General features: G+C 74.7%; 24 protein-coding genes. 11 read left to right on the top strand and 13 right to left on the bottom strand.

What is annotated here, in order from left to right; translation table 11 throughout:
• On the top strand, positions 1–1428 hold the full coding sequence (gene boxB, locus QSK03_RS16155) for a benzoyl-CoA 2,3-epoxidase subunit BoxB (RefSeq protein ID WP_285653891.1): 1428 nt from the start codon (positions 1–3) through the stop codon (positions 1426–1428).
• Positions 1429–1459: 31 nt separating this feature from the next.
• Here the strand turns inward: boxB and QSK03_RS16150 are convergent, their stop codons facing one another.
• Complete coding sequence (locus QSK03_RS16150; RefSeq protein ID WP_285653889.1) at positions 1460–3760, bottom strand: protein kinase domain-containing protein; 2301 nt, start codon at positions 3758–3760, stop codon at positions 1460–1462.
• Between the two features lie 30 nt (positions 3761–3790).
• Positions 3791–4270, bottom strand: coding sequence for a QcrA and Rieske domain-containing protein (locus QSK03_RS16145; protein ID WP_285653887.1), 480 nt, complete (start codon positions 4268–4270; stop codon positions 3791–3793).
• A 259-nt stretch (positions 4271–4529) separates the two neighbouring features.
• Between QSK03_RS16145 and QSK03_RS16140 the strand changes: the two genes are divergently transcribed.
• Together QSK03_RS16140 and QSK03_RS16135 are read left to right on the top strand one after the other, a co-directional pair.
• Positions 4530–6161 (top strand): benzoate-CoA ligase family protein, encoded by a 1632-nt coding sequence (locus QSK03_RS16140; RefSeq protein WP_285653885.1) that lies wholly within the window; start codon positions 4530–4532, stop codon positions 6159–6161.
• Positions 6161–6331, top strand: a complete 171-nt coding sequence (locus tag QSK03_RS16135) for a hypothetical protein (RefSeq protein ID WP_285653883.1) — start codon at positions 6161–6163, stop codon at positions 6329–6331. The genes QSK03_RS16140 and QSK03_RS16135 overlap by 1 nt, the downstream gene beginning before the upstream one ends.
• A gap of 18 nt (positions 6332–6349) precedes the next feature.
• On the opposite strand, the gene QSK03_RS16130 is transcribed toward QSK03_RS16135, so the two are convergent.
• The 4 genes from QSK03_RS16130 to QSK03_RS16115 form a co-directional block, all read right to left on the bottom strand.
• The gene (locus QSK03_RS16130; protein WP_285653881.1) at positions 6350–6838 is read right to left on the bottom strand and encodes a hypothetical protein; all 489 of its coding nucleotides are present in this window, start codon (positions 6836–6838) and stop codon (positions 6350–6352) included.
• A gap of 88 nt (positions 6839–6926) precedes the next feature.
• Positions 6927–7124, bottom strand: a complete 198-nt coding sequence (locus QSK03_RS16125) for a hypothetical protein (RefSeq protein WP_285653879.1) — start codon at positions 7122–7124, stop codon at positions 6927–6929.
• 197 nt (positions 7125–7321) lie between these two features.
• Complete coding sequence (locus QSK03_RS16120) at positions 7322–8341, bottom strand: phosphotransferase family protein (protein WP_285653878.1); 1020 nt, start codon at positions 8339–8341, stop codon at positions 7322–7324.
• Entirely contained in the window at positions 8338–9336 is a 999-nt protein-coding gene (locus QSK03_RS16115; protein WP_285653876.1) for a zinc-dependent alcohol dehydrogenase family protein, read from the bottom strand. Before QSK03_RS16115 ends, QSK03_RS16120 begins: the two co-directional genes overlap by 4 nt.
• Positions 9337–9451: 115 nt before the next feature.
• Here QSK03_RS16115 and QSK03_RS16110 point away from each other — a divergent pair, with 115 nt between their 5' ends.
• The 3 genes from QSK03_RS16110 to QSK03_RS16100 all read left to right on the top strand — a co-directional run bounded on the left by QSK03_RS16110 (position 9452) and on the right by QSK03_RS16100 (position 12041).
• Complete coding sequence (locus QSK03_RS16110) at positions 9452–10135, top strand: TetR/AcrR family transcriptional regulator (RefSeq protein WP_285653874.1); 684 nt, start codon at positions 9452–9454, stop codon at positions 10133–10135.
• Positions 10132–11322 carry a cytochrome P450 gene (locus tag QSK03_RS16105; protein WP_285653873.1) on the top strand — a complete coding sequence of 397 codons (1191 nt, stop codon included), beginning with the start codon at positions 10132–10134 and terminating at the stop codon, positions 11320–11322. The genes QSK03_RS16110 and QSK03_RS16105 overlap by 4 nt, the downstream gene beginning before the upstream one ends.
• Before the next feature lie 65 nt (positions 11323–11387).
• Complete coding sequence (locus QSK03_RS16100) at positions 11388–12041, top strand: thermonuclease family protein (RefSeq protein ID WP_285653871.1); 654 nt, start codon at positions 11388–11390, stop codon at positions 12039–12041.
• A gap of 203 nt (positions 12042–12244) precedes the next feature.
• Here the strand turns inward: QSK03_RS16100 and QSK03_RS16095 are convergent, their stop codons facing one another.
• The 3 genes from QSK03_RS16095 to QSK03_RS16085 all read right to left on the bottom strand — a co-directional run bounded on the left by QSK03_RS16095 (position 12245) and on the right by QSK03_RS16085 (position 15326).
• Positions 12245–13630, bottom strand: coding sequence for an FAD-binding oxidoreductase (locus QSK03_RS16095; RefSeq protein ID WP_502872175.1), 1386 nt, complete (start codon positions 13628–13630; stop codon positions 12245–12247).
• 63 nt (positions 13631–13693) lie between these two features.
• On the bottom strand, positions 13694–14689 hold the full coding sequence (locus tag QSK03_RS16090) for an inorganic phosphate transporter (RefSeq protein ID WP_285653869.1): 996 nt from the start codon (positions 14687–14689) through the stop codon (positions 13694–13696).
• Position 14690: 1 nt separating this feature from the next.
• Positions 14691–15326, bottom strand: coding sequence for a DUF47 domain-containing protein (locus QSK03_RS16085; RefSeq protein WP_285653867.1), 636 nt, complete (start codon positions 15324–15326; stop codon positions 14691–14693).
• Between the two features lie 50 nt (positions 15327–15376).
• On the opposite strand from QSK03_RS16085, the gene QSK03_RS16080 reads away from it, so the two are divergent.
• A complete protein-coding gene (locus QSK03_RS16080; RefSeq protein ID WP_285653865.1) occupies positions 15377–16396 on the top strand; it encodes an NAD(P)-dependent alcohol dehydrogenase in 1020 nt (339 codons plus the stop codon).
• 94 nt (positions 16397–16490) lie between these two features.
• On the opposite strand, the gene QSK03_RS16075 is transcribed toward QSK03_RS16080, so the two are convergent.
• A complete protein-coding gene (locus tag QSK03_RS16075; protein ID WP_285653863.1) occupies positions 16491–16793 on the bottom strand; it encodes a YrhK family protein in 303 nt (100 codons plus the stop codon).
• A 65-nt stretch (positions 16794–16858) separates the two neighbouring features.
• Complete coding sequence (locus QSK03_RS16070; RefSeq protein WP_285653861.1) at positions 16859–17506, bottom strand: OmpA family protein; 648 nt, start codon at positions 17504–17506, stop codon at positions 16859–16861.
• Between the two features lie 238 nt (positions 17507–17744).
• Here QSK03_RS16070 and QSK03_RS16065 point away from each other — a divergent pair, with 238 nt between their 5' ends.
• On the top strand, positions 17745–18761 hold the full coding sequence (locus QSK03_RS16065) for an ornithine cyclodeaminase (protein WP_285653860.1): 1017 nt from the start codon (positions 17745–17747) through the stop codon (positions 18759–18761).
• 50 nt (positions 18762–18811) lie between these two features.
• Here the strand turns inward: QSK03_RS16065 and QSK03_RS16060 are convergent, their stop codons facing one another.
• Positions 18812–19246 carry a GlcG/HbpS family heme-binding protein gene (locus tag QSK03_RS16060; protein ID WP_285653858.1) on the bottom strand — a complete coding sequence of 145 codons (435 nt, stop codon included), beginning with the start codon at positions 19244–19246 and terminating at the stop codon, positions 18812–18814.
• A gap of 234 nt (positions 19247–19480) precedes the next feature.
• Here QSK03_RS16060 and QSK03_RS16055 point away from each other — a divergent pair, with 234 nt between their 5' ends.
• From QSK03_RS16055 to QSK03_RS16045, 3 genes are read left to right on the top strand one after another with little or no spacing between them, the layout of a single operon-like run.
• Entirely contained in the window at positions 19481–21199 is a 1719-nt protein-coding gene (locus QSK03_RS16055) for a PP2C family protein-serine/threonine phosphatase (RefSeq protein ID WP_285653857.1), read from the top strand.
• Complete coding sequence (locus tag QSK03_RS16050) at positions 21196–22221, top strand: cobalamin B12-binding domain-containing protein (RefSeq protein ID WP_285653856.1); 1026 nt, start codon at positions 21196–21198, stop codon at positions 22219–22221. The genes QSK03_RS16055 and QSK03_RS16050 overlap by 4 nt, the downstream gene beginning before the upstream one ends.
• Positions 22222–22231: 10 nt before the next feature.
• Positions 22232–22537: an STAS domain-containing protein gene (locus QSK03_RS16045; RefSeq protein WP_285653855.1), complete on the top strand. Its 306-nt coding sequence runs from the start codon at positions 22232–22234 to the stop codon at positions 22535–22537.
• Here QSK03_RS16045 and QSK03_RS16040 read toward each other — a convergent pair.
• Positions 22534–23394 carry an LLM class flavin-dependent oxidoreductase gene (locus tag QSK03_RS16040; RefSeq protein ID WP_285653854.1) on the bottom strand — a complete coding sequence of 287 codons (861 nt, stop codon included), beginning with the start codon at positions 23392–23394 and terminating at the stop codon, positions 22534–22536. The genes QSK03_RS16045 and QSK03_RS16040 overlap by 4 nt on opposite strands.
• Positions 23395–23406 lie beyond the last annotated feature (12 nt).

The following is a 23406-nucleotide window of genomic DNA, read 5'->3' as shown; positions in this document are numbered from 1 at the left end:
ATGACCTCCGCACGCCCGAAGATCGACTTCGACGCCAAGATCCCCAACAATGTCGACCTCGCCTCCGACCGCAAGCTCCAACGGGCCCTCGAGCGCTGGCAGCCCAACTTCCTCGACTGGTGGGGCGACATGGGCCCCGCGGTCGACACCAAGGACGTCTACCTGCGCACCGCCGTCGACGTCGGCCGCGAGGGGTGGGCGCACTTCGACCACGTGCCGATGAACGAGTACCGGTGGGGCGTCTTCCTCTCCGAGCACGACCCGGACCGCAAGATCGCGTTCGGTGAGCACAAGGGCGAGCCGGTGTGGCAGGAGGTGCCCGGCGAGTACCGCGCCGACCTGCAGCGCCTCATCGTCATCCAGGGCGACACCGAGCCCGCGTCGGTCGAGCAGCAGCGCTTCCTCGGCGCCACCGCGCCCTCGCTCTACGACATGCGCAACCTCTTCCAGGTCAACGTGGAGGAGGGTCGGCACCTCTGGGCGATGGTCTATCTGCTGCACGCCTACTTCGGCCGGGCCGGCCGCGAGGAGGCCGACCAGCTGCTGGCCCGCAACTCCGGCTCGGACGACTCGCCGCGCATCCTCGGGGCCTTCAACGAGGAGACCCCGGACTGGCTGTCGTTCTTCATGTTCACCTACTTCACCGACCGGGACGGCAAGTACCAGCTCGGGACGCTGAAGGAGTCGGGCTTCGACCCGCTGTCGCGGACCTGCGAGTTCATGCTCAAGGAGGAGGCCCACCACATGTTCGTGGGCACCACCGGCATCGACCGCGTGGTCACCCGCACCGCGCAGCTGATGACCGAGCACGACTCGGACGAGGTCGCGGGGGCCGGCGGCATCCCGCTCGACATGATCCAGAAGTACATCAACTTCCACTACACGGTCTCGCTCGACCTGTTCGGCAACGAGTCGTCCACCAACGCCGCCAACTACTTCACCGCCGGGCTCAAGGGCCGCTGGCAGGAGGAGCGGCGCAAGGACGACCACGTGCTCAGCGACGACGCCGGCGCCGTGGACGCCGTGCGCGACGGGTCGATCACCACCAACGAGGTGCCGGCGCTGCTGGCGCTCAACCAGGACCTGCGCAGCGAGTACATCGGCGACTGCCGCGGCGGTCTCAAGCGCTGGAACCGGATCCTCGAGAAGCACGGCATCGACGCGCGGCTCTCGCTGCCGCACGTCGGCTTCAACCGGCAGGTCGGGGCGTTCGCGGGCCAGCACATCTCGCCCGAAGGCAAGATGATGTCCGCGGAGGAGTGGGCGGCGAACGAGAGCCGCTGGCTGCCGACCGACGTCGACAAGACCCACGTCCGCGGCCTCATGCACCCCGTCCTCGAGCCGGGGAAGATCGCGAGCTGGATCGCGCCGCCGAACAACGGGATCAACGACAAGCCCGTCGACTTCGAGTACGTGCACTTCAACTAGGGCGGTGAGCACTCCAGCGGCACGGCCACCGTCAGGCCGTCCCGGCGACGTTGAGGACGGTGACGCTGCCGTCGTTGAGGTTGGTGACGTAGGCCTGGCGTCCGTCGGGAGTGATGGCGACGGACGTCGGGCCGCGTCCCACCGGCACGTTCGCCGTGATCGACAGGGTCGTGGTGTCGAGCACCTGGATCGCGTTCGCGTCGACCGTGGCGAGGTAGGCGTGCCTGCCGTCGGCGCTGAGCGTGATGTCCTGGGGATGGCTCGCCGTGGTGATCGTGCCGACGACCGCACCGGTGTCGATGTTGGTCACCGACACCGAACTGTCGTCGTAGTTGACGTTGAACACCAACGGCTGCGTCGGGTGGCGCACGATGGAGTGCGGGCTGCGGCCCACGGGGGTCGTGCCGAGCACGCGGTCGCCGTTCGTGTCGATCGTGGTGACCACGTTCGATTCGTGGTTGGCCGCGTAGAGCCGGGTGCCGTCCGGCGAGATGTCCAGCCAGTGCGGGTTCGGCGCGACGGAGACCGTGTCGACGACCTGGTTCGTCCCGGTGTCGGCCACGGTGATCGAGCCGGAGTCGTGGTTGGGCACGTAGAGGCGGCGGCCGTCGGGGGACAGGACCAGGGCGAACGGCCGTTTCCCGGTCGGGATGCGGGCGGTGATCGCGGCGCTCGACGTGTCGATCACGGCGACCTCGTTGAGCGTGTAGTCCTGGTTGAAGACGCTGACGTAGGCCCGTGCGCTGTCCGGCGAGAAGGCGACGAACTGCGGTCCGCCGTCGGGCACGGGGATGGTGCCGATGGGCTGGTTGCGCGTCGTGTCGAACACCGTGATCACGCCCGCGGCACGGTTGGCGATGTAGGCGAACCGGCCGTTCGGCGCGACCTGCATGTAGCCGGGGGTGGACCCCACCACCACGGTGCCGCCGACCGTGGGCCGGGGAACGCTGGTCGCAGGCTTGCGCGGCCCGTCGAGGTTGATCGGGCCACCGGGAGCGGCGGCCCCGGTCGTGTCACCACCGCCACCGCGGACCAGCAGGACGACCCCCATGCTCGCGACGGCGAGCAGCAGCACGGCGATCGCGAGGAGGGCACCGGTGCGCACCCCGCGGCCCCGCGGTGTGCCGTCGGGCCCGAACCCGGACCGGGGCGCGGGTCCGGGCGGGGGTGGGCTCGGCGGTGGCGCCGAGAACGAGCCGTGCGGTCCCGACGGCGGTCCCTGGCGGGGTGGTCCTCCGGTCGGCGTCCAAGGCGCGGGGGCGTCGAGCACCCCCACGCCGGAGCCGCCCCACCGCGACGGGTCGACCTGCTCGGTCGGCCCTTCCGGGGTGGGCGTCGAGAACGGGGCGCCCGGACTGGCGGTCGACGTGGTGGCGGCCGATACCGAGGTCGCCGGCATCGGCAGGTGCTGGGTGCGGTCCTCGACGGGTTCCGCGGGCCGGGGCACCGCCACCGGGCGGGGTGCCGCGACGGTGTCCGCGGAGCCGGTCGCCGTGTCGCCGGACGCGGCTCGGGAGCGGTGGACCGCCGCCTGCGCCGCCGCAGCGAACTCGCCGGCCGTCGCGTAGCGGTCGTCGGGGTCCTTCGCCATCCCGCGCACGATCACGTCGTCGAGAGCCGCCGGCACCTCGGGACGGATCTCACTGGCGTGGCGGGGCGCCAGGTAGAGGTGTCCGTACATCTGCGTGGGGAAGTCGTCGCCCGGGAAGGGCTTGGACGTGGTGACGCACTCGAAGAGGGTGCAGGCCAGCGAGTAGACGTCGGTGCGGGCGTCGACGGGCCGGTTCTCGAACCTCTCGGGGGCCATGTAGTCGAGCGTCCCGAGAGTCACGCCGGTCATCGTCAGGCGCGTGCGGCGGTGGCCCACGGCGTGGGCGAGACCGAAGTCGATGACGTAGACGAAGTCCTTCGCGGTGGTGACCAGGATGTTCGACGGCTTGACGTCGCGGTGCACCAGCTCCTCGGCGTGCGCGGCGTCGAGCGCGTCCGCGACCTGCTCGACGACGCTCACCGCCCGCGCGGGCGCCAACGGGCCGCTCTGCGCGAGCAGTGCGGCCAGGCTCTGGCCGTCGACGAGGCGCATGTCGATGTAGAGCCGGCCGTCGATCTCGCCGTAGTCGTGGATCGGGATGACGTGCGGGTCGCGCAGGCGCGCCACGGCGTACGACTCCCGGCGGAATCGCTGCTGGAACTCCGGATCCTTGGCGAGGGCCTCGGGGAGCAGCTTGAGAGCGACGTCCCGGTCGCGATCCGTGTCGTGGGCGCGGACGACCTGCCCCATGCCCCCCGCGCCGATCTGCGCGACGATCTCGTACCGACCGAACCGCTCCATCGCCTGCTCCCCCTCGATGTTCCCGACCGGCTACGTCAGGACGATCTGGCCGCCGTCGACCCGGACTCCGCGTGCCGGCAGTGCGCGGGGTGCGGGGCCGTGGGCCACGGAGCCGTCCAGGTGGAAGCGACTTCCGTGGCACGGGCACTCGATGACCCCGTCCGCGACCCGGTTGACGATGCAGCCCGTGTGCGTGCACTCGGCGGAGAAGCCGCGGTAGTCCCCGGTCGTCGGTTGGGTCACGACGAGCTGGAGGGCGTCGAACACCGCCCCACCGCCGACCGGCACCTCACCCGCGGCGCCGACGACGGTGCCCGTGCCGCCCCCGGCGCCACCGGTGGTCGCCGGCGGTCCGACGACGGCCGGAGGGCCCACGACGCCCGGCGCCGGGTCGTGCGGGGGTGGCGGCGGGCTCGGGGCCCCGCACGCGGTGACGACGAGACCTGCGGTCGCGCCCAGCAGGAGGCCGCGCCGGGTCACCGGCGCCTCGTCGGTGCCGTCGGCGTCCATCCCGCCCCCCTCGGATACGCCCTCCGCCCTGGCGCATCCCGCGGACCTTTCCCCCAGGTCACTCACATAGTGTTACGACAAGGCGGCCTTTTCTTGGGCCGAACGAGGGATATCTCCCGATTCGATGGGACAGAATGTCCCGACTCTGTCAACGAACCACCGACCGACGCCCACGGACCACCGCGTCGTTGCTCGTCCGGGGGTTCGCCCACCAGGGGTCCGGGTGGTAGTGATCGGCACCACGATGACGGGAGAAGCCATGGCGGAGCTGTTCAACGCGACCGAGTACCTCGTCGGCCGCCGCCTCGGGGCGGGTGACGGCGACCGGGTGGCCGTGCGGGCGCCGTCGCGCTCGCTGACCTACGCCGAGCTCGACGCCGAGATCGGCCGGGTCGCGGCGGGGCTGGCGGCGCTGGGCGTGCACCCCGAGCAGCGGGTCGTGCTGTGCATGGTCGACGAGGTCGAGCTGTTCACCGGCATCCTCGCGACGATGCGGCTGGGCGCGGTCGCCGTGCCGGTGTCGACGATGCTGCGCGGGCCGGAGCTGGCGGTGCTGGTGGCCGACTCGCGCAGCCGCCTGCTGCTGTGCTCGGCGGAGTTCGCCGACACCTCCCGGATGGCCGTGGCCCAGGCGCGGGAGAAGGGCGGGGACGTCTCGGAGGTCGTCGTCACCGGCGACGACCCGTCCGGCTTCGGCGCCGCGGTGGGCGCCCGGACGTGGGCCGAGATGCTGGCCGCGGGGGAGGCGCTCGGCGGGACCCCGCCGGCGTACGACACGTGGGACGAGTCGCAGGCGCTGTGGCTCTACACCTCGGGCACCACCGGCAAGCCGAAGGCGGCGATGCACCGGCACGCCGACATCCGCACGGTGTGCGAGACCTACGGCCAGCAGGTGCTCGGCATCGAGCGGGACGACCTCTGCCTGTCGGTGGCGAAGCTGTTCTTCGCCTACGGCATCGGCAACTCGATGTTCTTCCCGCTCTCGGTCGGCGCGGGCGCGGTGCTCGAGCCGTCCCGGCCGTCGCCGACCCTGCTCGCAGACCTCGCGTCGCGCCACCGGGTGACGATGTTCTTCGGCACCCCGAGCTCGTACGGCCCGCTGCTCGCCGCCGCGGAATCCGGCCAGGTCGACCCGGCCGCGTTCGCGACCGTGCGCCGGGGCGCCTCGGCGGGCGAGGCGCTGCCGGCCCGCATGGTCAACGGGATGCGGGACCGCTACGGCGTCGAGGTGCTCGACGGCATCGGGTCCACCGAGGCCCTGCACATCTACCTGTCGAACCGGCCCGGCGAGGTCGTGCCCGGCACCTCCGGCGTCCCCGTCCCCGGTTACGACGTCGAGATCCGCGGCACCGACGGCCGCCCGGTGCCCGACGGCGAGACCGGCACGCTCTACGTCCGCGGCGACTCGATCTGCACCGGCTACTGGTGCCGCACCGCGACCAATCGCCTCGTGTTCGAGGGTGAGTGGCTGCGCACCGGCGACACCTACGTGCGCAACGCCGACGGCACCTACACGTGCCTCGGGCGCACCGACGACGTCCTCAAGGTCGGCGGCATCTGGGTGACGCCGGCCGAGGTCGAGGAGCGGCTCGTCTCGCACCCGTCGGTGGCCGACGTGGTGGTCGTCGCGGTCCTCGACGACGACGGGCTCGATCTCCCGGTGGCCTGTGTCGTCCCGCGCGAGGGCCACACCGTCGACCCCGAGGCGCTGGTGGCGTGGTGTCGCGAGGGCCTCGCGTCGTTCAAGCGGCCGCGCCACGTCATCGCCATCGACGAGGTGCCGCGCACGGCCACCGGCAAGGTCCAGCGCTTCCGTCTGCGCGAGCTCGCCGCCGAGAAGCTCGCCGGGACGCGCGCGAGCGCCGACGCCACGCTGGAGGCGGCGCACTGATGGCGGGTCGACGCAGCGAGCAGACCGACCCCCTGGCGACGGCCGACCAGCCGCCGACCGAGGGCGAGCCCGCCTACGAGCCCGAGGTCGAGCCCGGCGGCGACGTGCCCGGCGCGGTGCTCGGCTCCGACCACGAGGAGCCGATCGACGGTCCCGAGCCGGACGCCTGAGCGGGGCGTCGTCGAACGTCACGATCCCGCGGTCTCGGGCTCCCACACCGGAGCCGAGCCGCCGTCGTCGAGAGCGCGCCAGACGAGCCCGGCCGAGACGGGCCCGGGTGCGGACAGCACGCCGTGGACCCGTGCGAGCTGCGCGACCAGCCACTCCGGGTCCCGGCCGTGCATCGCGGCCTCGCAGCGCAGCACGGCGGTGAGGAGGTCGCCGCCCCGACCGGCCCGCCACCGGGCCAGCGAGGCGCCGAGCACGTGCGCCGTCGCGGCGAGGACGGCCAGGTCCTCGGGGCGGACGTCGGGCAGGGTGACGCGGTCGCGCTCGCGCAGGATCGGGCGGGTCGCCGCCGACCACGCCCGTAGCGCCCAGCCCCCGGCCACGGGATCCGGCGGGCTCGCGCCGTCGGCCTCGGTCTCGCGCACGGTGAGCAGCAGCCCGGAGACCTGACCCAGCGCCGTCACCCACTCCCGGCGGCTCCCGGGCGGCGCGGTCGTGTCGTCGTCCATGGTCGCCCCCCCGGTGGTCGTCGAGCACGCGACGGTACGGAGACGGAGCACCGCGCGACGTCGGGGAGCGCCCCTGAGAACAGGCTGGTCAGGCGGCGGCCTGGGGGTACCAGGCGCTGATCTCGAGGTCGACCTCGGCGAGGTCGGGGTGGCCGAACAGCAGCGACTCGTCGGGGCTGAGGCGCTGGGGCCGGCGGCCGCCGGTCGGGCAGCCGTCCTCGTGGCGGACCGGGTAGAGCTTCCACACGCGGACCGAGTCGCAGTAGTGGCACTCACCAGTGATCATCGTCGGTACTCCGGGCACGTCGGCGGCGGGGGAGCGGTGTCCGCACGCCGACGTGGGGCGCGGCACCGCGTGCCAGTGTGGTGCCCGCCCGTGCGTCCCCGACCCCGTTCCGTGACCGCGCCCACCTGTGACGCGCGTCAGTCCTACGTGAGCGAACTTCGGGGCTATGGCCCCGAAGTTCGCTCACGTATCGGAGGTCAGCGGCCCTCGAGCTCCGCCAGGGCGGTCTCGGCCTGCTCGATGATGGCGGGCGGGCCGGTGACCTCGTCGGGGTCGGCGTCGGCGCCCATGTCGCCCGCGCGGTAACGGGTCCAGACGCCCGCGTGGATGCACGCGGCCCGCCAGCGCGCGAACGCGAGGTAGTAGGCGATGTCGACGTCGCCGAGGCCGCGCGCCGCGGTGTAGCGCTCGATCAGCTCGCCGCGGGTGGGGTAGCCGCCGGCCGGGGTCGGGCTGGAGAGGGCCTCCGCGACGGTGTCGCCGGGCTCGCTCCACGACACGAGCAGGTGCCCGAGGTCGCAGAGCGGGTCGCCGATCGTCGCGAGCTCCCAGTCGAACACCGCCACCGCGTGCCCGTCGGGGTCGTAGGCGATGTTGCCGGGCCGGAAGTCGCCGTGGACGATCCCGACCTCGCCCTCGGGCACGCGCGCGGCGAGCGCGTCGTGGGTGGCGTCGAGGGCCGAGAGGTCCTCCATCGCCGACGAGTGCGCCTGCCGGTGCCAGCGCTTGAGCTGGCGCTCGACGAAGTTGCCGGGGCGGGCGAGGTCGTCGAGACCCACGGCGGCCGGCTCGACCGCGTGCAGCGCGGCGAGGACGTCGACCGTCGACGTGCCGACGTTCGTGCGGGCCTTCTCCGGGACCGCGGCGCCGGACTCGGTGTCGTTGAGGACCTTGCCCGCCGCGAAGTCCATGACGTAGAGGTCGGCACCCCAGACGTCGTAGTCGTCACAGAACGCGCGCGGCGTCGGGACCGGGACGTCCGTCGGGTTGAGCGCCGCGAGGAAGCGCCACTCGCGACCCATGTCGTGGGCCGTCTCCAGCACGCCGCCCAGCGGCGGGCGGCGCAGCGCCCACGCGTGCCCGGCGTCGTCGGTGACGCGGAAGGTGAGGTTCGAGCGCCCGCCCGCGATGCGGGTGAACGTGAGGTCGCCGTCGATCTCGTCGATGTGCGACCGGAACCAGGCGACGACGGCATCGGGGATCTGATCGTCGCTCACGCGGCACCTCCGGGACGCAGGACGATCTTGCCGACCTGGGCGTTGGACTCGAGATAGGTGTGGGCGTCGACGACCTGGTCCAGGCCGTCGAACACGCGGTCCACCTGAGGGGCGAAGGATCCGTCGCGCAGGCCGGCGCCGACGAAGGCGCCGGCGCGGCGCAGCCGCTGCTCGTCGTGGGTCATCGCGAACAACGTATAGGCGCGCATCCAGAGGTCCGGCAGCGTCTCCGCCGGGAACGGCGTCGGCTGCCCGGAGAGCAGCCCGTGGATGGTCAGCACGCCGCCCGGGGCGGTGACCTTCGCGAGGTCCGCCACGCCGGGCCCGGCGACCGCGTCGAAGACGTGCTCGCAGCCCCGCCCGCCGGTGATCTCTCCGACGCGCTCGACGAGGTCCTCCTCGCCGGCGGCGACGACGTGCGCGGCGCCCGCGGCCTGCAGCGCCGGGGCCTTGCTGCTCGAGCGGCTCGTGGCGATCGGGACCGCGCCGACCCGGTGGGCGACGGCCAGCGACGCGAGCCCGACGCTGGACGTCGCCGCGGTGATCAGCACGTGGTCGCCGGGGCGCAGCCCGCCCGTCTCGACCAGCCCGCCGTAGGCGACGAGGAACGGCATCCACACCGCGGCGCCGTCGACCCAGCTCGTCTCCGCGGGCAGCGGCACGACCGCCCTGGCCGGGACGACGGCGCGGTCGGCGTAGACGCCGTAGTCGTTCATGGAGAACGCCGGGACGACGCTGACGCGGTCGCCCACCGACCAGCGGGTGACACCCTCGCCGAGCGCGGCGACGGTGCCCGAGCACTCGTAGCCCAGCCGGGCCGGGAGCCGGGTCTCCTCGATGTAGGTGCCGCGCCGGAACATCGACTCGGCCCGGTTGAGGCCGATCGCGGCGACGTCGACGGCCACCTCGCCCGGCCCCGGGGACGGGTCCGATCCCTCCTCGATCCGCAGCACCTCGGGCTCGCCGAGCTCGGAGAACCGCACCGTCCTCGCCATGCCCGCAGCATGCCGTCCCGACGATCACCCCGCAGCCCTTGCCCCGCGGCGCCGCGAGGTCCAGGCTGACGTGTGACCGGATCTCACATCTGGTCACGAGTCACGAGGAGGGCCCGTGAGCCGGGTGACGCGGATGCTCGACGCGGCGGGCGACCTGCTGGTCGCGCACTCCTACCGGCGGGTGACCGTCGACGACGTGGCCCGGCGCGCGGACGTCGGCAAGGGCACCGTCTACCTGCACTTCGCGAGCAAGCTCGACCTGTTCGCCGCGGTGCTGGTGCGCGAGTCGGTCGACGTCACCCGCGAGCTGCTCGACGCCCTGCGCGCCGACCCGGCCCAGGCGGCGCTCGACGCCACGCTGCGGGCGTCGTTCCTGGCCGTGCAGCGCCGGCCGCTGACCCGCGCGCTGCTCGCGGGTGATGTCGAGCTGCTCGGCGCGATCGCCACCGACACCAAGGCCGGGCTCGAGATCGTCACCGACAAGTCGGCGTTCGCCGCGGAGCACTTCGCGCTGCTGCACCGGCACGGCCTGCTCGCCGACGACCCCGCGACGACGCCGGACCTGACCTACCGGCTCGGCGCGTCGATGATCGGCTTCTTCCTCGACCACCTCGTCCCGGCCGCGGCCGGGATGGACGTGACGGCCCGGGCCGACGCCCTCGCCGCCGTCGTCCGGGCGGGCTTCACCCCGCCCGGCGAGCCCGCCCCGGCCGCGCTCGCGGCCGCCGCCGACGGGCTCGCCGCGCTCTACGAACGCACCCTCGACCACCTCACCGCGGCCCTCCCGGAGGAGCCATGAGCACCGACGCGTCGCTGCTGGATCGCGACCTGCCCCCCGACATCGCCGACCTGCCCGCCGTCCTCGACTGGCTCGCCCACCTGCGGGCGGACGCCCCCGTGTGGCGCGACCGCTACGGGATGCACCACGTGACCCGCGCCGCCGACGTCGAGCGCGTGCTGCACGACGTCGCGACGTTCAGCTCCGACTTCTCGGCGGTGATGCCGGGATCGGAGCAGATGACCAAGGGCATGCTGACGCGCATCGACCCGCCGGAGCACAAGGCGTTGCGGCACCTCGTCAGCGCGTCGTTCACCCCGCGCCGCGTCGCCGGGCTCGAGCCGCGGATCCGGGAGCTGTGCGGGGAGATGCTGCCCGCGGCGCCCGCCTCCTTCGACCTGGTCGACGAGCTGGCGTTCCCGCTGCCGGTCACCGTCATCGCCGAGATGCTCGGCCTCCCGGCCGCCGACCGCGGCCGGTTCCGCGCGTGGGCCGACGGGCTGTTCTCGATGCAGGTGGACGACCCCAAGGAGGCGATGAACGACCCGCGCGTGGCGGACGCGATGGGGGAGATCACCGGCTACCTCGGCGACTGGTGCCGTGCCCGGCGGGCCGACCCGGCCGACGACCTGATCTCCGCGCTCGTCACCACCGAGGTCGACGGGCGGCGCCTCGACGACGAGGAGGCCGCGAACTTCTCGACGCTGCTGTTGTTCGCCGGGCACATCACGACGACGCTGCTGCTCGGCAACGCGGTCCGGGTGCTGGACGCGAACCCGGGCGCGTGGGAGGCCCTGCGCGCCGACCCGGCGACGATCCCGGCGACCGTCGAGGAGGTCCTGCGCCTGCGACCGCCGTTCCCGCTCACCGCGCGGGCCACCACGGCCGACGTCGAGATCGGGGGCGTCACCGTGCCGGCCCGGTCGGTGGTGATGCCCTGGCTCCTCTCGGCCACCCACGACCCCGACGCGCACCCCGACCCCGAGCGGTTCGACCCCGCGCGCACCGGGATCGGCGGCGGCGCCCAGACGGCGTTCGGCCACGGCATCCACTTCTGCCTCGGCGCCCCCCTCGCCCGTCTCGAGGCGCGTGTCGCGCTCGAGGAGATGACCGCTCGCTACGCTCGGCTGTCCGTGGGTGACGGGGACCAACGGCCGTACACGGGTCGTGTGCTCGGGACGCGCCGGCTGCCCGTGGTGGCGACCTGAACGAGTGACGCGCGCCCCTGGTGACCGAACGTCGACTACTAGTCACGATCGGTCACTATGTGGGCGTGTCCCGCGCCGCGCTCGCCCGCCTCGTCCTCGGCATCGCCGTCGCCGTCAGTGCGGCCGCCGCCGTGCTGACGTTGGCGACGCTGCGCGTCCCCGCCACGACCGACAGCCCCTCGGCGCCGACGCCCGCGTCGGACCCCGCGGCCGCGCTCTCCGACCTGCGCGCCGCGCCCGAGGGGGAGCGGGTCGTCGTGGTCCGGGTCATCGACGCCGTCACGTTCGATGCGCGCCTGCCCGACGGTGGCCCGGTGATCCGCGTCCGCGCGCTCGGCGTGCAGCCGCCCGGCACCTGCTACGACGCCCAGGCCACCGCGTTCGCGTCGCGGGTGCTCGACCGCCGTGCGGTGACGCTCACCGGCGACCGCGCGAGCGACCGGTTCGACCGGCGCCTGGCGTCGGTGGCGATGAGCGGCGGCGCCGACTACGCCGTCCTCGCCGCCGAGGCCGGCATCGCCCGCGCCTACGCCACCGACGCCGCGCCGGCCGCCATGCCCGCAGTCCGCGCCGCGCAGGACCGCGCACGCCTCGCCGAGCGCGGCGTCTGGGGCCCGCCCTGCCTCGGCGCCGCGACCCCGAACGACACGCGGTCCGCGGCGGGCACCGCGACCGACGCCGTCCGCTCCTCGCGCTCCGACGCCGCGGGTGGGCGCTGAGCGGGCTCCGGGCCCGGGGGAGCGAAGGACGCCCTCGCTGCGTGGGGCGCAGTCAGGGCGTCCCTCGGTCCACGCCACGCCGCCGGGCCCGGGGGAGCGAAGGACGCCCTCGCTGCGTGGGACGCAGTCAAGGCGTCCCTCGGTCCACGCCACGCCACACCACGCCGACGCGCCGCTCACTCGCCCGGACGCGGGCGAAACGGTCAGACGACCTTGCCGGGGTTGAGGATGCCGTGCGGGTCGAGGGCCGCCTTGACCGCGCGCTGCATCGCGAGGACCTCCGGGCTCTGCTCGCGCTCGAGACCGTCGCGCTTGAGCAGGCCGACGCCGTGCTCGCCGGTGACGGTGCCGCCGAGGGCGAGCGCGTCGGCGAGGATCTCCTCGAACGCCGCCTGGGCGCGCCGCCGCGCCGGCTCGTCGCCGATCGGGGTGATCAGCAGCGGGTGCAGGTTGCCGTCGCCGGCGTGGGCGAGGTTCGCGATCGTCGTCTCGTACCGCCGCCCGATGTCCTGGATGCGCCCGAGCATCTCGGGCACCGCGGCGCGCGGGACGCAGACGTCCTCGGTGAGTACCGGCCCCAGCCGCTCCAGCGCCGGGTAGGCCAGCCGGCGCGCGGCGAAGAGCGCGTCGGCCTCCTCGGCGTCGGCGGCCTGCGCGGCGAACGTGGCCCCGGCCGCCTCGAAGTGCCGCAGCATCTCGCCCGCCTCGGCGTCGCCGGCCGCCCCCGGCGCGTCCGAACGGCCCAGCAGCACGACGTCGGCCTCGGCGGCGAGCCCCATGTTCTTCCAGGCGTCGACGGCCTCGAGGCAGGTGCGGTCGACGAGCTCGAGCGCGGACGGCGTCAGCCCGGCCGCGGTGATCGCGGCGACCGCGCGCCCCGCGTCGACGACGGAGTCGAAGTACCCGGCGACGGTGTGCTCCGGCGCGCGGGCGGGCCGCAGCTTGACGGTGACCTCGGTGATCACGCCGAGGGTGCCCTCCGAGCCGACCATCAGCCCGGCCAGGTCGAGGCCCGCGACGCCCTTGGCGGTGCGCCGCCCGAGGCGCACCAGCTCGCCGAGCCCGTTGACGACCTGCACCCCGAGCACGTAGTCGCGGGTCACGCCGTACTTGACGCAGCACAGCCCGCCGGCGTTGGTGGCGACGTTGCCGCCGATCGTCGACCAGGGCGAGCTCGCCGGGTCCGGCGGGTACCAGAGGCCCTGCTCGGCACAGGTCGCGCGCAGGTCGTCGTTGACGACACCGGGCTGCACGACGGCCAGGCGCTCGGCCGGGTCGATCTCGACGACGTCGGTCATGTGCTCGGTGGACAGGACGACGCTGCCCTCGGAAGCGTTCGCCCCGCCGGACAGCCCGGTGCCCGCACCCCGCGGCACGACCGGGGCGCGGTGGGAGAGGCAGGCACGCACCACGGCCTGGCACTGCTGCGCGTCGGTCGGACGCACCACCGCCACCGGCAGCGCGTGCGGCGCCCACTCCGCGTCGTCGTGGGCGTAGCTCGCCAGCACGTCGGGGTCGTCGAGCACCCGGCCGGCGGGCAGCGCGCCGTGCAGGGCGTCGACGACGGGTGCCCTCGAGATCGTGGTCACGGCGCCTCCTCGAGCGGTGACGACATCGGGGCCCACGGTAACGCCGCGACGGGCCCCGAGGCGTCAGACGATCACGAGGTGCAGCAGCCAGAACGCGGCCGCGGCGACGACCGCGGCCGCCGGGAGGGTGAGCACCCAGGCGACCGCGATGTTGCCCGCGACGTTCCACCGCACGGCCGAGACCCGGCGGGTGGCGCCGACGCCCAGGATCGACGCGGTGATCGTCTGCGTGGTGGAGATCGGCGCGGAGAAGGCGAACGCCGTCGTGTAGAGCACGGCCGACGCGGTCGTCTCGGCGGCGAACCCGCGCGGCGGGTCGAGGTCGATGATGCGCCGGCCGAGGGTGCGCATGATCCGCCAGCCGCCGGAGTACGTGCCCGCCGACAGCGCGCCCGCCGAGAGCAGCACGACCCACCACGGCACCTCGAAGCCCTGGTGGTAGCCCCCGACCACGAGCGCCAGCACGATCACGCCCATCGTCTTCTGGGCGTCCTGCAGGCCGTGCCCGAGCGCCATCGCCGCCGCGGACACCGTCTGGGCGTGCCGGAAGCCGGAGGTGACCCGACGGGGGCGCCCGTACCGGAACGCCCAGAGGATGCCGGTCATCAGCAGCCCGGCCAGGACGAACCCGACGACCGGTGAGAGCACCATCGGGATGATCACCTTCTCGACGACCCCGTCCCACTGCACGGTGCCCGCCGCGGCGAGCGCGGCACCGACGAGGCCACCGATCAGGGCGTGCGACGATGACGACGGCAGCCCGAACCACCACGTCACGAGGTTCCAGGCGATCGCCCCGATGATGGCGGCGAGCACGACGACGAGGCCACCGATGCCCTGGGGCGGGTCGATGATCCCGCTGCCCACGGTGGAGGCGACCTCGGTGCCGAGGAACGCTCCGATCAGGTTCATCACCGCGGCCATCAGCAGCGCCGTCCGCGGCGCGAGGGCCCGGGTGGCGACCGAGGTCGCGATGGCGTTGGCCGCGTCGTGGAAGCCGTTGGTGTAGTCGAACGCGAGCGCTGCCGCGACCACCACGACGATCACGGCGAGCTCCACGTCAGGACTCCTTGACCGCGATGCTCTCGACGGTGTTCGCGACCGTCTCGAAGGCGTCGGCGGCCTGTTCGAGGACCTCGACGACCTCCTTGAGCTTCAGGACGGTCAGCACGTCCGACGGCGGGGCGTCGTCCGGTGGCGCCAGGAGCTCGCCGAGCAGGGCGCGGTAGACGTCGTCCGCCTCGTTCTCCAGGGAGTTGACGTGGATCCAGTACGGCTGGAGCTTGTCGACCTTCTCGAGCTTCGGCATCGCCTCGGCGGTGGCGGCGGCCGCGCGCCGGAGGATCTCGACCTGCTTCGGGATGCCCGTCGGCAGCTCGTCGAGCCGGTAGAGCACGATCCGGTCGGCGGCCTCCTCGACGGCGTCGAGGACGTCGTCGAGGGAGGAGGCGAGCCGGTAGATGTCCTCGCGGTCGAACGGCGTCACGAAGGTCGAGTTCAGCTTGACCAGGATCTCGTGGGTCACGCTGTCGCCGTCGTGCTCGGTGTCCTTGACCTTCGCGGCGAGCGCCGGGCGGGCGTCGGAACCGGCGGACACCAGATCGTCCAGCAGATCGATCCCGATCACGATGTTCTCGGCGGCCCGGGTGAAGAGTGGGTAGAAGCCACGCTCGTGGGGCGTCAGGCGGAAAGCCATCGCGCGATGGTAGGCGTCGGCACCGGGGCACCTGCGGGTACTCCGGGTCCATGAGCCCCACGAACACCGAGCAACGTGTGGCGGTGCTCCTCGCACCCGAGCGCATCGCCGTCGAGTCCCGTCCCGTGCCGGACCCCGGCCCGGGCGAGGTGCAGGTGGCGGTCCGGGCCGTGAGCGTCTGCGGCTCCGACGTGCACTACTACGACCACGGGCGCATCGGCGGCTTCGTCATGCACGGGCCGCTCGTGCTCGGCCACGAGACCTCCGGGGTGGTCAGCGCGGTCGGCGACGGGGTCGAGGCGCCGGCCGTCGGGACGCGGGTGGCCCTCGAGCCCCAGCGCAACTGCGGGCGCTGCGAGCAGTGCGTCCGCGGGCGCTACCACCTCTGCCCGTGGATCGAGTTCTTCGCGACGCCGCCGGTCGACGGGTCGTTCGCCCAGTACGTGACGGTGCCGGCGCACCGCGCCCATCCCGTGCCGGACACCCTCTCCGACGACGCCGCCGCGATGATCGAGCCCCTGGCCGTGGCCGTGCACGCCGCCGGCAAGGCGGACATCGGGCCCGGGACCCGTGTGCTCGTCACCGGCGGCGGGCCGGTCGGCCTGCTCTGCCTGCAGGTCGCGCGCGCCTGCGGGGCGGCCCACGTGACGGTCTCCGACCCCGTCGCGCACCGCCGGGAGGTGGCGACGGGCTTCGGCGCCGACACCGCCGTCGACCCGGGCGCCGGGACGGACCTCCCGCCCGCCGACGTCGTCCTGGAGTGCAGCGGCGTGCAGGCCGCCCTCGACCTCGCGATCGCCGCGACGGCGCCCGCCGCGACCGTCGTCCTCGTCGGCACCGGGGCGCAGGTGACGCTGCCGCTCGACGTGGTGCAGGCGCGGGAGCTCACCGTGAAGGGAACCTTCCGCTATGCCCACGTCTACCCGGCGGCGATCGCGCTCGCGGCCTCGGGTGCGGTGCGCCTCGACGACATGGTCACCTCGCACCACGACCTCGACGGCGCCGTCGACGCGCTGCTCGCCGCGCGCCGGGACCCGGGCGCCATCAAGGCGGTGGTGCGGCCGGGCTGATGTGAGCGGACTTCCCGGTCAGGACCGGGAGTTCCACTCACGAGGTCACGCGGCGAGGCTGCTGACCGCCTCGCCGGCGCGGCGGGCGATGCCCTCAGAAGTCGCGGGCGACCTCGTGGGGCATGCCCCGGGTGATCCGGCGCAGCTGCACGCGGCGGGCGAAGCGGATGGCCGGCCGGATGCCGAGCTGCACGCTGCCGATCACGAACAGCGTCACGCCCAGGTCGAACAGCTCGTGCCAGTAGAAGGCGACGCTGCGGACGGTGAAGAACAGGCAGATGCCGATGTCGTTGATGATGCTCATCAGCTCGTAGCGCTGGCGCAGGACGAGCTCCTGGGAGCCGATCGTCAGCGTGAGCGGTGCGCCCCCCGTCGCCGTCGGGGTCGTCGGTGTCACCGGTGCCGTCGGCCGTCTGCGGGTTCATGAGGCCCGAGATGGGTGATTCCGCGCTCCGGCAAACGTCACCCGACCCGGACCTCGACGCGGCGGCTCGCGTCGAGTGTCGCCAGCGGCCGGGCCGGGCCGACCCCGACCGCGGTGAGACGTCCGGTGGGCACCCCGGCGGCCTCCAGACGCCGGACGATCTCCTGGGCCCGCTGCTCGGAGAGCTGTTGCGCGCCGCCGGTCTGCTCGCCGATCGGGGCGGTGTGGCCCTCGACGGTGACCCGCGGGCCGGGTGTCGCCGCCAGCACGGCGGCGAGCCGCCCGATCGACCCGGCGGTGTCGGCGTTCGGGGCCGCGGAGTCGGCCGCGAAGCGCAGGGGGGCGGCGGCGAGGACCTCGTCGATCGTCGACTGGAGCACCGCCACGTCGGGGGTCGGCGCGGTGCGTGCCGCGGCGGACCGTCCGGAGGGCGTCGCGGCGGCAGGTGGGGCGGCGGGCGGCGCAGCGGAGGCGGGCGTGGGGGCGTCGGACCGGGTCGCGGTGACGGCCACCGCGACCCCGCCCGCGGCGAGGACGGCGATCAGGGCGAGGAGCAGCAGCAGGCCTCGGCGCCCCGCGCGGCGCACCGCGTGGGTGCCACCGCCCGCGCGTCCCGTGCCGCCCCACCAGTGCGCGCCGCCGGGACGGTCGGTGACGCGCCCGCGGTGGTGCCCTCCACCTGTCACCGGCGCGTCACCCCCTTCCCACCTCGCTCCGCGTCGAGCGGTGCGCGCACTGTGCCCGCTTCGTGCCCCGACGCGCCCGTGCGTTCCCGAGAAGCGGCCGGACGGCCCTGCAGTGCTGCGGCGACCGGCGTACCTGGACGCACACCGGGCACCAGAGCACCAAAGATCGCTCATGGGGGGTGGGTCGCGGGAGGCGGCGAACCGGTGACGCGGGAGGATCGCGCGCTGTGAGCAACCGATGACCTCCCCGAACGCCGAGCCGGCCCTGCGCGTCCTGCGCCGCGAGGACGTGCTGGCCGCGGCGGCCGACGTCGACCCCGTCGCGAGCGTCGAGGCGACGCTGCTCGCCCACGCGCGGGGCGCGACGACGCTGCCCGACGAGGCCTACCTGCCCTGGCACACGCCGTCCTCCGGCGTCTTCGCCCGCAGCCTCGCCCTGCCCGGCGCCGTGTGGGTCGACCGCCCGGCCGTGGGCCTCAAGGTGATCAACTCGAGCCTCGACAACCCGTCCCGCGGGCTGCCGCGGGCGCAGGGCTGGACGTTCCTGTTCGACCCGGACACCGCGCGACCGGTGGCGATGCTCGAGGCCGCGTGGATCTCGGCGACCCGCACCGCGGCCTACACGGTGCTCTCCGCGCGCCGCCTCGCCGCGCCCGACGTCGGTCGCATCGCCGTCCTCGGCTGCGGCGCCCTCGCCGAGTCGCACCTCGACCTGCTGGCGCGCGAGTACCCCGGGGCGTCCGTGGTGGTCCACGACGTCGACCCCGCCCGGGCCCGGTCGTTCGCCGCGCTGCGCCGCGCCGACGTCGCCGATGACCCGCGCGCGGCGGTCGAGGGCGCCGGCCTGGTCGTCTGCACCACCACGACGACCACCGGCTACCTCGCCCTCGACTGGTTCGCGCCCGGTGCGCTGATCGCGCACGTCTCGCTCGACGACGTCCTGCCCGAGGTCGTCACCGGTGCCGACCTGGTGGTGGTCGACGACTGGGACCTCGTCGCGGCCGACGACCGGCGCCTGCTCGGGCGGATGCTGCGCGAGGGCACGCTCGCGGGGCCGGGGGAGACGCGGCCCGGCGCGCGGACGGTCGACGCGACGATGGCCGAGATCGTCGCCGGCACCCACCCCGGACGGGCGGACGCGTCGGACGTCGTCCTGTCGAACCCCTTCGGCATGGGCGTCCTCGACGTCGCCCTCGCCGCCGACGTCCACGACGCCGCCCTCGCCCGCGACCTCGGCACGGTCATCGAGCCGTAGTCCTCCGTGAGCAGTTGGCGCCCCTCCCGGGGCGCCAACTGCTCACATACCTACTCGGCGCCCGTGCGGGGGGTCAGGCCGGCGGCGCGGATGCCGGCGACGACGGCCTCCTCGTCGGCGGTCGACGCGTCGCCGCTCGCGCCCACCGCGCCCAGCAGCGTCCCGGCGTCGTCGTGCACGAACACCCCGCCCGGCACCGAGAACACCTTGCCGCCGGCCAGCGACGCCACCGAGGTGAAGAACTCCGCCGAGTCGGCGGCACGGGCCGCGATCGCCCGGCTGTCCATCCCGAGACCGAGGACGCCGTAGGCCTTCGCCGTCGCCACGTCGGGACGCAGGAACCCCGACCCGTCCTCGCGCCCGAGGGCGACGAGCGCGCCGCCCGGGTCGAGCACGGCGACCGTGAGCGGCTTGAACCCCTGCGCGCGGGCGTGCGCGAGGGCGGCGGACACGACGGTCTGGGCCTGCTCGAGGCTGATGCTCATGGCCGGTGCCGTACCCGGCGAGGGACCCCGACTATCACCGGACGCCGGACCGGGCGGCCCCGCTCGCCGGACCCCCCGCCGAGCCCGTTCGGGGGACGGAGACCGGCGCTCCCGCGTCACCCACCGTTCGTCCGCGGTCACCGACGGCTCACCGCGGGACACGGCGGCTGCTCAGGACGGGGGTGATCAGGGTCGACTAGGGTGGACGCGTCCGTCACGGAGGGAGGGACGGCGGTGGAGTCACGGTTCGGCGCTCCGGCGCACGACGTGTCCGAGGCTCCCGCAGCTACCATCACGCCCCGCGCGACCCCCGCCGTCCCCGAGGCGCCGCCCGTCCCCGGCCCCCTGGACGGCTTCGAGGAGGGCGTGGTCATCTGCGACCGGGCCGGCGTCGTCCGCGCGGCCAACCCGGCGGCGCAGGAGCTCCTGCCGCACCTGCGCGTCGGCGAGATCATCGACGTGGCGCGCTGCGAGGTCCTCGCGCGGGCCGTGCGCGAGGGCGAGCCGGAGGGCTTCGAGGCCGTCGTCGAGCACGCCACCGGTGAGCGCCACGTGCGCGGGCGCCGCGGCACGGCCATCGGCCCGGTCCCGCCGCTCCCGCCGGCGACCCGCGAGGGCGACCGGTACTGGTACCTGCGCGACGTCTCCGACGAGCAGGCCCGCACCGACTCGCTGCTGGCCGCCCAGGAGCGTGCCGCGTTCCTCGCCGAGGCCGGCCGCGCCCTGCACGGCGTGCTGCACCTCGACCGCACCGCCCGTCGGGTGGTCGCCCTGGCGGTGCCGCGCCTGGCCGCGGGCGCGGTGCTGGTCGTGCGCCACGACGACACCGTCACCTGGGCGGCCGCGGAGCTCGGCGGTGGGCGGCCCCGGATCGGCCACGGTGCGGCCGCCGACCTCCACCGTGTGCCGCACCTCGCGGCCGTGCTCGCGGGCGAGGGCGACGGCAGCGGCGACCCCCGGGTGGACGACGAGATCGCGACGCTGACCGGGCGCCGGTCGGCCCCGGGCGAGGCGTCGCGGCGCGTGTGCCCGGTGCCAATCACCGGTGTCGTCGAGGCGTGCGTCGTGCTCACCGATCCGCGCGTCGCCGCCGACGAGGTCGACCGGGACGTCCTCGCCGCGGCGGAGGAGGACCTGCTCTCCTCCTACGTCGCCCGCGCCGGCACCGCCCTGGCCGCGGCCGCACTGCACGAGGAGCAGTCCCACCTCGGCACCGTGCTGCAGGAGAGCCTCGCCGCGCCGCGGCTGCCCGAGACGCCCGGCGTGCTCTGGGGCGCGGCCTACCGCCCCGCCCGCGAGACGATGCGCGTCGGCGGCGACTTCTACGAGGTCGTGGGCACCAGCGAGCGGCCCGCGTTCCTGCTCGGCGACGTGTGCGGCAAGGGCATCGAGGCCGCGGTCCTGTCCGGGCGGGTGCGCCAGTCGTGGCACGCGCTGCGCCTGCTCGAGGACCGGCCCGGCCACATCCTCCCGCTGCTCAACACCGCCCTGCTCGACGCCGTCGCCACCCGCGACGAGGATCCGCGCTTCGCGACGATGGTGCTCGGCGACGCCCGTCCGGCCGACGACGGCACTGTCGAGCTGCGCCTGGCCACGGGCGGGCACCCGCCGCCGCTCGTGCTGCGCGCCGACGGCGAGGTCGAGGCCGTGCCGGTGGCGGGCATGCTCGTCGGCGGGATCCGCGAGGCCCGCTTCGGCGAGGCCGAGGTGGGCCTCGGGCCGGGTGACACGTGCCTGCTCTACAGCGACGGCGTGCTCGAGGCCCGCGGCTCCGGCGACTTCTTCGGCGAGGAGCGCCTCGCCGCCGCCCTGCCGCCCTGCGCCGGCGCCCCGCCGCAGGTGCTCTGCGAGCACCTCGAGCAGGTGGTCGTCTCGTGGCTCGACGGGCACGACCACGACGACGTCGCGATGCTGGCGATCCAGGCACCGCACGGCCCGGGGAGCCCGGCATGACCGACATCGGCGCCCGCCGCACCGCCTATCTCGAGCGGCTCGCGGCCGCCGACGAGGCCGGCGCGGTCGCGGTGGCCGTCGATGCCCTGGACGCGGGCGTCGATCCCGAGTCCGTCCTGCTCGACGTCGTCGCCGCGGCCCAGCGCGAGGTCGGCGATCGCTGGGCCGCGGGGGAGTGGACCGTCGTCCAGGAGCACGTGGCCACCCACATCAGCGAGCGGGTCGTGGCCGCGGTCGCCCGGCACGCGCCCGCGCCGCGGCCCGGTGGCACGGGCACGGTCGCCGTCGCCTGCCTCGACGGCGAGTGGCACGGGCTGCCGGCGCGGCTGCTCGCCGAGGTCCTGACCCGCCACGGCTGGTCGGTGGAGTTCCTCGGGGCGTCGGTGCCCGCCGCCCAGCTCGCCACGCACGTGCACCGCGTCGGACCGGACGTCGTCGCGATCTCCAGCTCGCTGCCCTCGCGGCTGCCCGCGGCGCGGCGGATGGTCGAGGCCTGCCGGGCCACGGGCACGCCGGTGCTCGCCGGGGGACCCGCCTTCGGCGCGGACGGCCGCTGGGCGCGCGCGGTGGGCGCCGACGGCTGGGCCCCCGACGCCCGCGCCGCCGCCGCGATGCTCGCCGCGGACCCGGACGGACCGTGGCACGCCGACGCGGCCGAGGGCGGCGCGACCGCGGGCGACCGCACCGGCCGCGAGGAGCAGGGCGTGCTGCACGCCCGCCGCGCCGAGCTCGTCCGCCTCGCCGCCGCGGCGGCCCGTCCCGACGACGGCGACCCGACCGACGAGCTCGCCGACGACCTCGGCCACCTCGTCGACTTCCTCGCCGCCGCGGTCTTCGTCGACGACCCGGCGCTGTTCGACGGGTTCGTCTCCTGGGTGGGCTCGGTCGCGATCCCGGCCGGGCTGCGGGTGGCCGAGCTCGCGCCGGTGCTCGACGCCCTCGCGGCCGCGCTGGCAGACTCCCCGCGCACGGTTCGGCTCCTCCGTGAAGCCCACGGAGGCCTGCCCGCCCCGGTGGGGTGAGAGAGGCGCGATGACCGAGCTGACCATCCGCACCGAGCGCAGCGACGCCGCCACCGTCGTGGTCGTGGGCGGGGACCTCGACTACGACAGCCACGGTCGCCTCGACGACGCCGTCGGCGACGCGCTCGGGCAGCCGACGTCCGAGCTCGTCCTCGACCTCGAAGCGGTCACCTACTGCGACTCCTGCGGCCTCCGGGTGCTCATCGGCGCCCACCGCCGCGCCGAGGAGGTCGGTGCCTCCTTCGCGCTGCGCGGGGTGCACGGCCAGCCCGCCCGCGCGCTCAAGCTCACGGGGCTCGACCAGGTCTTCGGCTAGCCGATCACCTCGTCCGCCACCCACCGCGCGACGCCCCCGGGCCACGGCGCCGGCAGGCTCAGGACGACGTGGGTGACCCCGGCCCCGACGGCCTCCTCGACGGCCTTGCGGGTCTCCTCCGGGCGGTCGTAGGACACCGGCAGGACGACCGAGCGCGTGATCTCCGCCGGGTCGCGGCCGATCTCCGCGCAGTAGCGGTCGAGCAGGGCGCTGCGCTCGACGACGTCGGCGATGTCGCCGCCGGGGATGTTCCAGCGGTCCGCGTGCCGCGCGACGACGCGCAGGGTCGTCGCCGCGCGGCCCCCGACGAGGATCGGCGGGTGGGGGCGCTGGACGGGCTTCGGGTTGCCGAACGCGCCGGTCAGCTGCACCGCCGAGCCGTGGAAGTCGAACGGCTCGTCCGCGGTCCACAGCTGCTTGATCACGGTGCAGGCCTCGTCGAGGGCGACCACCGAGTCGCCGAAGTCGTGGTACGGCAGCCCGTGGGCGTCGTACTCCCGCCGGGCCCACGGGATGCTCGGGCGCGATCCGGCGCCGATCCCGAGCTCGAGCCGCCCGCGGGAGACGACGTCGACGGTCGTCGCGATCTTGGCGAGGACGGCGGGCGGCCGGAAGCGGTTGCTCGTCACGAGCAGGCCGAGGCGCAGGCGCTCGGTCTGCGCGGCCATCGCCGCGAGCAGCGTCCAGCCCTCGAGGATCGGACCGTCGATGTCCCCGGCGATCGGCAGGAGGTGGTCGAACAGCCACGCGTGCTCGATCTCGGGCACGGCGTCGGCCTCGCGCCAGACGCGCAGGACGTCGTCGTAGGCGACCTGCTGCGGTGCGGTCGCGATCCCGAAGCTGACGGTGGGTGCCATGGGAGTCCTCCG

Origin of the sequence: Actinomycetospora sp. NBRC 106375, from assembly GCF_030269665.1 — a bacterium.
Taxonomy (GTDB): domain Bacteria; phylum Actinomycetota; class Actinomycetes; order Mycobacteriales; family Pseudonocardiaceae; genus Actinomycetospora.
This window is presented reverse-complemented; position numbering and strand designations above follow the sequence as displayed.

What these genes read in the sequence shown, in the direction of transcription:
- boxB (WP_285653891.1), top strand. Translation starts at nt 1, where the DNA reads ATGACCTCCGCACGCCCGAAGATCGACTTCGACGCCAAGATCCCCAAC.
- QSK03_RS16150 (WP_285653889.1), bottom strand. Translation starts at nt 3,760, where the DNA reads ATGGAGCGGTTCGGTCGGTACGAGATCGTCGCGCAGATCGGCGCGGGG.
- QSK03_RS16145 (WP_285653887.1), bottom strand. Translation starts at nt 4,270, where the DNA reads ATGGACGCCGACGGCACCGACGAGGCGCCGGTGACCCGGCGCGGCCTC.
- QSK03_RS16140 (WP_285653885.1), top strand. Translation starts at nt 4,530, where the DNA reads ATGGCGGAGCTGTTCAACGCGACCGAGTACCTCGTCGGCCGCCGCCTC.
- QSK03_RS16135 (WP_285653883.1), top strand. Translation starts at nt 6,161, where the DNA reads ATGGCGGGTCGACGCAGCGAGCAGACCGACCCCCTGGCGACGGCCGAC.
- QSK03_RS16130 (WP_285653881.1), bottom strand. Translation starts at nt 6,838, where the DNA reads ATGGACGACGACACGACCGCGCCGCCCGGGAGCCGCCGGGAGTGGGTG.
- QSK03_RS16125 (WP_285653879.1), bottom strand. Translation starts at nt 7,124, where the DNA reads ATGATCACTGGTGAGTGCCACTACTGCGACTCGGTCCGCGTGTGGAAG.
- QSK03_RS16115 (WP_285653876.1), bottom strand. Translation starts at nt 9,336, where the DNA reads ATGGCGAGGACGGTGCGGTTCTCCGAGCTCGGCGAGCCCGAGGTGCTG.
- QSK03_RS16105 (WP_285653873.1), top strand. Translation starts at nt 10,132, where the DNA reads ATGAGCACCGACGCGTCGCTGCTGGATCGCGACCTGCCCCCCGACATC.
- QSK03_RS16085 (WP_285653867.1), bottom strand. Translation starts at nt 15,326, where the DNA reads ATGGCTTTCCGCCTGACGCCCCACGAGCGTGGCTTCTACCCACTCTTC.
- QSK03_RS16080 (WP_285653865.1), top strand. Translation starts at nt 15,377, where the DNA reads ATGAGCCCCACGAACACCGAGCAACGTGTGGCGGTGCTCCTCGCACCC.
- QSK03_RS16065 (WP_285653860.1), top strand. Translation starts at nt 17,745, where the DNA reads ATGACCTCCCCGAACGCCGAGCCGGCCCTGCGCGTCCTGCGCCGCGAG.
- QSK03_RS16060 (WP_285653858.1), bottom strand. Translation starts at nt 19,246, where the DNA reads ATGAGCATCAGCCTCGAGCAGGCCCAGACCGTCGTGTCCGCCGCCCTC.
- QSK03_RS16050 (WP_285653856.1), top strand. Translation starts at nt 21,196, where the DNA reads ATGACCGACATCGGCGCCCGCCGCACCGCCTATCTCGAGCGGCTCGCG.
- QSK03_RS16045 (WP_285653855.1), top strand. Translation starts at nt 22,232, where the DNA reads ATGACCGAGCTGACCATCCGCACCGAGCGCAGCGACGCCGCCACCGTC.
- QSK03_RS16040 (WP_285653854.1), bottom strand. Translation starts at nt 23,394, where the DNA reads ATGGCACCCACCGTCAGCTTCGGGATCGCGACCGCACCGCAGCAGGTC.